At 71.6% G+C, this 7,788-nt stretch carries 8 protein-coding genes; 6 read left to right on the top strand and 2 right to left on the bottom strand.

The window, feature by feature from the left end:
• Positions 1 to 209: 209 nt before the first annotated feature.
• The 3 genes from deoC to ABZ930_RS41000 are packed head-to-tail and all read left to right on the top strand — an operon-like array spanning position 210 to position 3,494.
• Positions 210 to 1,172: a deoxyribose-phosphate aldolase gene (deoC, locus tag ABZ930_RS41010; RefSeq protein WP_361560610.1), complete on the top strand. Its 963-nt coding sequence runs from the start codon at positions 210 to 212 to the stop codon at positions 1,170 to 1,172.
• Between the two features lie 5 nt (positions 1,173 to 1,177).
• Positions 1,178 to 2,614 carry an aldehyde dehydrogenase family protein gene (locus tag ABZ930_RS41005; protein WP_361560607.1) on the top strand — a complete coding sequence of 479 codons (1,437 nt, stop codon included), beginning with the start codon at positions 1,178 to 1,180 and terminating at the stop codon, positions 2,612 to 2,614.
• A complete protein-coding gene (locus ABZ930_RS41000) occupies positions 2,607 to 3,494 on the top strand; it encodes an aldehyde dehydrogenase family protein (protein ID WP_361560604.1) in 888 nt (295 codons plus the stop codon). Before ABZ930_RS41005 ends, ABZ930_RS41000 begins: the two co-directional genes overlap by 8 nt.
• Positions 3,495 to 3,555: 61 nt before the next feature.
• Here the strand turns inward: ABZ930_RS41000 and ABZ930_RS40995 are convergent, their stop codons facing one another.
• Positions 3,556 to 4,296 (bottom strand): TetR/AcrR family transcriptional regulator, encoded by a 741-nt coding sequence (locus tag ABZ930_RS40995; RefSeq protein ID WP_361560601.1) that lies wholly within the window; start codon positions 4,294 to 4,296, stop codon positions 3,556 to 3,558.
• A gap of 120 nt (positions 4,297 to 4,416) precedes the next feature.
• Here ABZ930_RS40995 and ABZ930_RS40990 point away from each other — a divergent pair, with 120 nt between their 5' ends.
• Entirely contained in the window at positions 4,417 to 5,025 is a 609-nt protein-coding gene (locus ABZ930_RS40990) for an NAD(P)H-dependent oxidoreductase (protein ID WP_361560598.1), read from the top strand.
• A gap of 3 nt (positions 5,026 to 5,028) precedes the next feature.
• Positions 5,029 to 6,453 (top strand): MFS transporter, encoded by a 1,425-nt coding sequence (locus tag ABZ930_RS40985; protein WP_361560596.1) that lies wholly within the window; start codon positions 5,029 to 5,031, stop codon positions 6,451 to 6,453.
• Between the two features lie 8 nt (positions 6,454 to 6,461).
• Here the strand turns inward: ABZ930_RS40985 and ABZ930_RS40980 are convergent, their stop codons facing one another.
• The gene (locus ABZ930_RS40980) at positions 6,462 to 6,860 is read right to left on the bottom strand and encodes a hypothetical protein (protein WP_361560593.1); all 399 of its coding nucleotides are present in this window, start codon (positions 6,858 to 6,860) and stop codon (positions 6,462 to 6,464) included.
• Between the two features lie 140 nt (positions 6,861 to 7,000).
• Between ABZ930_RS40980 and ABZ930_RS40975 the strand changes: the two genes are divergently transcribed.
• Entirely contained in the window at positions 7,001 to 7,627 is a 627-nt protein-coding gene (locus ABZ930_RS40975; RefSeq protein ID WP_361560590.1) for an ATP-binding protein, read from the top strand.
• The last annotated feature ends 161 nt before the right edge of the window (positions 7,628 to 7,788 follow it).

Here is a 7,788-nt window from a genome sequence, read left to right as displayed (position 1 = left end):
TGCCATGAATGCGTTCCAACGTTGTAACCGCCATGTCTCCGCAGGGTCAACCCTCCGGACGCAAACGCCCCTGAAGCGAGCGGAGCTCGCCCTTCAGGGGCGCGGGGAACTGCGCGACCAGCCACGACGGTGGCGCGCGTGGCGGACGGCCCCGGAACCGAACACCCCTGTACAGCCGCTACGCGCGTAGATATGCTCCCCTCGTGACCATGCCCACTGCACCCGCATCTGCCACAGAACACGCCCTGGCCGACGCCACCGCGTCAGAGGCCACGCTGCGCCGATTCCTTCACGGGCTGCCCGGGGTCGACACGGTGGGCCTGGAGGCCCGGGCCGCCTCGCTCGGGACCCGTTCCATCAAGACCACGGCGAAGGCGTACGCCATCGACCTGGCCATCTCGATGATCGACCTGACGACCCTGGAGGGCTCCGACACCCCGGGCAAGGTCCGCGCCCTCGGCGCCAAGGCGGTCAACCCCGACCCGACCGACCGCACGACCCCGCGCACGGCGGCGGTCTGCGTCTACCCGGACATGGTCGCCACCGCGAAGGCCGCCGTCGCCGGCACCGAGGTGAAGGTGGCCTCGGTCGCCACCGCCTTCCCGGCCGGCCGCGCCGCCCTCGGCGTCAAGCTGGCGGACGTCCGGGACGCCGTCGAGGCCGGGGCCGACGAGATCGACATGGTCATCGACCGCGGCGCGTTCCTCGCCGGGAAGTACCTGAAGGTCTACGAGGAGATCCGCGCCGTGAAGGAGGCCTCCGGGCCGGCCCGGCTCAAGGTCATCTTCGAGACCGGCGAGCTGTCGACGTACGACAACATCCGTCGCGCGAGCTGGATCGGCATGCTGGCCGGCGCCGACTTCATCAAGACCTCGACCGGCAAGGTGGGGGTCAACGCCACCCCGGCCAACACCCTGCTCATGCTGGAGGCGGTCCGCGACTTCCGCGCCGCCACCGGCGTCCAGGTCGGCGTGAAGCCCGCCGGCGGCATCCGCACCTCGAAGGACGCCGTCAAGTTCCTCGTGATCGTGAACGAGACGGCGGGCGAGGACTGGCTCGACAACCACTGGTTCCGGTTCGGTGCCTCGTCCCTCCTCAACGACCTGCTGATGCAGCGTCAAAAGCTCGCCACCGGGCGCTACTCCGGTCCCGACTACGTGACGGTGGACTGATCACCATGGCAAACCTGTTTGAGTACGCCCCCGCCCCCGAGTCGCGCGCGGTCGTCGACATCGCCCCGTCCTACGGGCTGTTCATCGACGGCGAGTTCACCGACGCCGCCGAGGGCAAGGTCTTCAAGTCCGTCTCCCCGTCCACCGAGGAGGTGCTCTCCGAGGTCGCGCAGGCCGGGGAGGCCGACGTGGAGCGCGCCGTGAAGGCGGCCCGCAAGGCGTTCGAGAAGTGGTCGGCGCTGCCCGGCGCGGAGCGCGGCAAGTACCTCTTCCGCATCGCCCGCATCATCCAGGAGCGCAGCCGTGAGCTGGCGGTCCTGGAGACGCTGGACAACGGCAAGCCCATCAAGGAGACGAGGGACGCCGACCTCCCCCTCGTAGCGGCACACTTCTTCTACTACGCGGGCTGGGCCGACAAGCTCGACCACGCGGGCTTCGGCCCCGACCCGAAGGCGCTCGGCGTCGCCGGCCAGGTCATCCCGTGGAACTTCCCGCTGCTGATGCTGGCCTGGAAGATCGCCCCGGCGCTCGCGACCGGCAACACGGTGGTCCTCAAGCCCGCCGAGACGACCCCGCTGTCGGCGCTGTTCTTCGCGGACATCTGCCGCCAGGCGGGCCTGCCCAAGGGCGTCGTCAACATCCTTCCCGGGTACGGCGACGCGGGCGCGGCGCTGGTCGCCCACCCGGACGTGAACAAGGTGGCGTTCACCGGTTCCACGGCCGTCGGCAAGGAGATCGCCCGCACCCTCGCGGGGACGGACAAGAAGCTGACGCTCGAACTCGGCGGCAAGGGCGCGAACATCGTCTTCGACGACGCCCCCATCGACCAGGCCGTCGAGGGCATCGTCACCGGCATCTTCTTCAACCAGGGCCAGGTCTGCTGCGCGGGCTCCCGCCTGCTGGTCCAGGAGTCGATCCAGGACGAGCTGCTGGACAGCCTGAAGCGGCGCCTGACCACGCTCCGCCTCGGCGACCCGCTGGACAAGAACACCGACATCGGCGCGATCAACTCCGCGGAGCAGCTGGCCCGGATCACCGCGCTCACCGAGACGGGCGAGGCGGAGGGCGCCGAGCGCTGGTCGGCGCCGTGTGAACTGCCGTCGTCGGGCTACTGGTTCGCGCCGACGCTGTTCACGAACGTCACGCAGGCGCACACCATCGCGCGCGACGAGATCTTCGGCCCGGTCCTGTCGGTCCTCACCTTCCGCACGCCGGAGGAGGCCGTCGCCAAGGCCAACAACACGCAGTACGGGCTGTCGGCCGGCATCTGGACGGAGAAGGGCTCGCGCATCCTCGCGGTCGCCAACAAGCTCCGTGCGGGCGTCGTCTGGGCCAACACGTTCAACAAGTTCGACCCGACCTCGCCGTTCGGCGGCTACAAGGAGTCCGGCTTCGGCCGCGAGGGCGGCCGTCACGGCCTGGAGGCGTACCTCAGTGTCTGACCGTTTGAGTGTCCTCAAGACCTACAAGCTGTACGTGGGCGGGAAGTTCCCGCGTTCCGAGAGCGGCCGGGTGTACGAAGTGCAGGACGGTAAGGGCAACTGGCTCGCCAACGCTCCGCAGTCGTCCCGCAAGGACGGCCGGGACGCGGTCGTCGCCGCGCGCAAGGCGTTCGGCGGCTGGTCGGGCGCGACCGCGTACAACCGCGGGCAGGTCCTCTACCGCGTCGCCGAGATGCTGGAGGGCCGCCGCGAGCAGTTCGTGCGCGAGGTCGCCGAGGCGGAGGGCATCTCCAAGTCGAAGGCCACCGCGGTCGTCGACGCGGCGATCGACCGCTGGGTCTGGTACGCGGGCTGGACCGACAAGGTCGGCCAGGTCGTGGGCGGGGCGAACCCGGTCGCCGGGCCCTTCTTCAACCTCTCCACCCCGGAGCCGACCGGTGTCGTCACCGTCGTCGCGCCCCAGGAGTCGTCCTTCCTCGGCCTGGTCTCGGTGATCGCGCCGGTCGTCGCGACGGGCAACACCGTCGTCGTGATCGCCTCCGAGAAGTCCCCGCTCCCCGCCCTCTCGCTCGGCGAGGTGCTGGCCACCTCGGACGTGCCGGGCGGCGTCGTGAACATCCTGTCCGGCCGCGCGTCGGAGATCGCCCCGGCGCTCGCCGCCCACCAGGATGTCAACGGTATCGACCTGACCGGCGCCGACGCGGCCCTCGCCAAGGAGCTGGAGATCGCGGCGGCGGACAACCTGAAGCGCGTACGCCGTCCACAGCCTGTGGAGGACTTCACGGCGGACCCGGGCACGGGCCGCCTGACGACGTTCCTGGAGACCAAGACGGTCTGGCACCCGACGGGTTCGCTGGGCGCGTCCGGCTCCTCGTACTAGCCCCCCCCCGCAGGGTCTGAGGCCCCGTCCCCTTCTCCGTCCAGGAGGGGGCGGGGCCTCGTCAGATCCCGAGCCGCCGCGCGATCCCGTCGAGCACGCAGTCGAGCCCGAACGCGAACTCCCAGGCGGGGTCGTCCTTGCGGGTCGCGGACAGGGCGTACTTCTTGTAGGTGGGGTAACGGCCGGTGCCCATCAGGTAGTTCATCTGCGGGGCGAGCGCCTGCCGGGTCTCGTCGCCGCTCTTCCAGCCGTGCTCCTCCTTGTACCGGCTCAGCGCGATCTCGGACTGCGTGGAGCCGTGCACGTAGGCGCTGACCGCCCGGAACGCGGCCATCATCGAGTCGGCGTCCAGGTCGCGCCCGGACAGCGCCCTCAACTGCCGTTCGGCGATGGCCATCCGGGCCGGCGTGAGCTGGATCAGCGGCGCGGAGACCTGCCCCAACCAGGGGTGACGGAGCATCAACTCCCGTGTCTGCACGGCGAAGGAGTGCAGCACCTCGCGCCAGTCGGCCACGCCGTCGGGCACGGCGAGCCCCGCCGAGACCCGGTCGAACATCAGCGCCCACAGATCGTCCTTGCCCGACACATGCCGGTACGCGGCCATGGGCGCGACCCCGAGCCGGGTCGCGAGCCGGCGCATGGTCACGGCCGCCGCACCCTCCTCGTCGGCGAGTTCGACGGCCGCGGCGGCGATCTGCTCCAGCGTCAGCGACGCCCGCCGGGTCGGCGCGGGCCGCTCCAGGCGCTCCCAGAGCGAGGGCTCGACCAGCCCGCCCTCACCCTCACTCTTGCCTGCCGCCATGTCCGGACCCCTCTCGCTCAAAGATGCGTACAGCGTATCCCCAGTAGACGCCGTACACATTGCTGTGTACGTTGTACGCATCAAAGTGTACGCCGTACACAACATTTCAGGGGGTCCACCATGTCCACCACCACTCCGTCCACCGGCGCTCCGCTCCGCGTCGCCGTCATCGTCGGCTCCACCCGCGAAGGCCGCTTCGCGCCGGTCGTCACGCGCTGGCTCACCGGGCATCTCGGACAGCGCACCGATCTGCGCGCCGACGTCATCGACCTCGCCGAGACGCCGCTGCCGACCGTGCTGCCCGCCTTCGGCACGGACCCCGCGCCCGGCACGAAGGAGGCCCTCGCCCTGGTGTCGCCGCGCCTCGCGGCCGCCGACGCCTTCGTCCTCGTCACCCCGGAGTACAACCACAGCTTCCCGGCGTCCCTGAAGAACGCGATCGACTGGCACAACACGGAGTGGCACGGCAAGCCGGTCGCGTTCGTCTCGTACGGCGGCCTTTCGGGCGGGCTGCGCGCCGTCGAGCAGCTGCGCGTCGTGATGGCCGAGCTGAACGCCATGACCGTCCGCAACACGGTCAGCTTCCACAACGCCTGGGGCGCCTTCGGCGAGGACGGCCGGGTCGACGACCCGGCGGTCGACGCCGCCGCGAAGACGATGCTCGACCAGCTGACCTGGTGGGCGCAGGCGCTCCGGGACGCCAAGTCGGTCCGCCCGTACGCGGCCTGAGTCATGCGGAACCTCACGGAAGAAGCCGAGGGGACGACCGCCGTCGCACCGCCCTCCCGACCGGTGATCGCCTGCCTGCTGCTCGGCATCGTGCTCGCCACGCTGGACGGCACGATCGTCGGCACGGCCCTGCCGGTCATCGTCGAGGACCTGGGCGGCCTGACCCATCTGTCCTGGGTGGTCACGTCGTACCTGCTGACCACCGCCGTCACCACACCCCTGTGGGGCAAGCTGGGCGACCTCTACGGCCGCAAGGGCGGCTATCTCGCCTCGATCGCCGTCTTCCTCGTCGGCTCCGCCCTGTGCGGACTCGCCCAGGACATGGGGCAGTTGATCGCGTTCCGGGCGCTCCAGGGCGTCGGCGCGGGCGGCCTGTTCGTGGGCGCGCTCTCCCTCATCGGCACCCTGCTCGGGCCCGCGGGGGCGGGCCGCTCGCAGTCCGTCATCGGCGTGCTGCTGCCCGCCGCGATGATCGGCGGCCCGCTGATCGGCGGCTTCCTCACCGACCGGCTGGACTGGCGGTGGGTGTTCTACGTCAATCTCCCGGTCGGCGCCGTGGCCCTGGCCGCCATCTCGGTGGGCGTGCGGGTGCGCACCGAGCGCGTGCAGGCCCGGGTCGACGTCGCGGGCGCCGCGCTGCTCACCACCGCGATCCTCGCCCTGACCCTGCTCGCGTCCTGGGCCGGTACGACGTACGCCTGGACCTCACCGCGGATCGGCGGGCTCGCACTGGTCTCGGTGGCGTCCCTCGTGGCCTTCGTCGCGGTGGAGCGGCGGGCGGCCGAGCCGGTGATACCGCCCCGGCTGTTCCGGGACCGCAACTTCGGTGTCGCGCAGGTGCTCGGCTTCACCTCGGGGGCGGCGATGCTCGCGGCCGCGAGCTTCCTGCCGCAGTACATGCAACTCGTACGCGGCATGTCGTCGACCGGGAGCGGACTGCTCCTGCTGCCCCTGATGCTCGGCATGATGGGCGCCCAACTGGCCATCGGACGACGGGTGTCCGCGGGCGGCCGGTACCGGCGATACCCGATCGCGGGCGGGGCGCTCGCCACCCTGGGCGCCCTCGCCCTGCTGCTGCTCGGCACGGCCACCGCGACCTGGGCGGCCTCCGCCCTGACCCTGCTCCTGGGCGTCGGCCTCGGCTGCCTTATGCAGCCCGCGCTGCTGATCACCATGAACAGCGCCGCGCCCCGGGACCTCGGCGCGGCCAACGGCACCCAGACCCTGCTGCGCACGATCGGCGGCTCGCTCGGGGTCGCCGTGCTGGGTTCGGTGTTCGCGGCCCGGGTGCGCGGCGACGCCTCCCCGGCGGGCATCGTCGACGGGCTGCACGCGGTGGCGGCCGGGACGGCGGCGCTGTGCGCGGTGGCCTTCGTGGCCGCGTGGTGGGTACGGGAGACTCCGCCGCGGACCTCGCGGGCCGTCTAGGGGCTGAGTCAGTTCGGCAGCAGGTGCGTCGCCGGGCCCACCAGCGGCAGGTCGTCCAGGGAGCCGCCACTGGTCAGCGGTGCCGTGACCGCGGCCGTGCTGAGCGGCGCGAAGTCGGCGAGCTGGGTGCCGACCGCGTTGTCCAGCGGGTCGACGCCGGTGTTGGCCAGCGGGTCGAGCTGGAGCGTCTTCAGCGTGCCGAGACCGGTCGCCGTCGACCCGTGCAGCGCGTGCGTGACGGCCTGGGTCGCGGCCGCCGCGTCGGAGCCGTCGGCGGGCAGCGTCTCGGCGCTCGCGGCGCCGCCGCCCGCGACGAGGGCCGCGCCTGCGGCACCCACGACGAGGCCGGCGTTCAGCAGCGAGCGGCGGGTACGGGTGGAGAGCGTGGGGTGTGCGTGTCGGGCCATGGGATTGCGCCTGGACCTTTCGGAGTTCGGCATGCGGAACGGGTAACCGCAGAACCACGTAGCGTAGTTGACGTGGCGCCCGCCACAGGGGCGCGACGCGGGGTCGGTCCCCGGGCCCTGATGCCGCACACTGTTCTCTCGTGAGCGCGCATCCTCCGATACCCACCCGGGTCGTCCTGCTGTCCGGCCCCTCCGGCTCCGGCAAGTCGTCGTTCGCGGCACGCTCGGGGCTTCCCGTGCTCTGCCTCGACGACTTCTACAAGGAGGCGGGCGATCCCACGTTGCCGCTGGTGCCGGGCACCTCGGACATCGACTGGGACTCGACCGACTCCTGGGACGCCGACGTGGCGATCGCCGCGATCGTCTCGCTGTGCGGGACGGGGCGTACGAGCGTGCCCGTGTACGACATCGCGACCAGCTCGCGGGTGGGCGAGACGGCGCTCGACATCGAGCGCACGCCCCTGTTCATCGCCGAGGGGATCTTCGCGGCCGACATCGTGTCGCGGTGCCGGGAGCTCGGGGTGCTGGCCGATGCGCTGTGTCTGCGCGGGCGTCCTTCGACGACGTTCCGTCGCCGGTTGCTCCGCGATCTGCGGGAGGGGCGCAAGTCGGTGCCGTTTCTGCTGCGTCGCGGGTGGCGTCTGATGCGTGCCGAACGCGCCATCGTGGACCGGCAGGTGGCGCTGGGCGCGCATGCCTGCGGCCGCGACGAGGCACTGGGCCGCCTGACATCGGCCGCGGCGGGCCGCTGCACCGTCCCCGGCTGACGGCCGGTGGCCGCTTCTCGCGCAGTTCCCCGCGCCCCTGAATGAGCGGAGCTCGTTTCAGGGGCGCGGGAACCCGAACTCGACGCCATCCGTTCCGAATTGCGAGGGGCACGCCTGGTCACGCTCACGGGCCCGGGCGGCTCCGGCAAGACCCGCCTGGC

The sequence above is a fragment of the Streptomyces sp. NPDC046716 genome, assembly GCF_040645755.1.
Taxonomy (GTDB): Bacteria; Actinomycetota; Actinomycetes; order Streptomycetales; family Streptomycetaceae; genus Streptomyces.
Note: the sequence above shows the minus strand (reverse complement) of the source record. Positions and strands in the feature narration are given on the sequence as shown.

Coding starts and splice junctions, on each gene's coding strand:
- ABZ930_RS40985 (WP_361560596.1), top strand. CDS start 5,029: ATGCGGAACCTCACGGAAGAAGCCGAGGGGACGACCGCCGTCGCACCG.
- ABZ930_RS40990 (WP_361560598.1), top strand. CDS start 4,417: ATGTCCACCACCACTCCGTCCACCGGCGCTCCGCTCCGCGTCGCCGTC.
- deoC (WP_361560610.1), top strand. CDS start 210: ATGCCCACTGCACCCGCATCTGCCACAGAACACGCCCTGGCCGACGCC.
- ABZ930_RS40980 (WP_361560593.1), bottom strand. CDS start 6,860: ATGGCCCGACACGCACACCCCACGCTCTCCACCCGTACCCGCCGCTCG.
- ABZ930_RS41005 (WP_361560607.1), top strand. CDS start 1,178: ATGGCAAACCTGTTTGAGTACGCCCCCGCCCCCGAGTCGCGCGCGGTC.
- ABZ930_RS40995 (WP_361560601.1), bottom strand. CDS start 4,296: ATGGCGGCAGGCAAGAGTGAGGGTGAGGGCGGGCTGGTCGAGCCCTCG.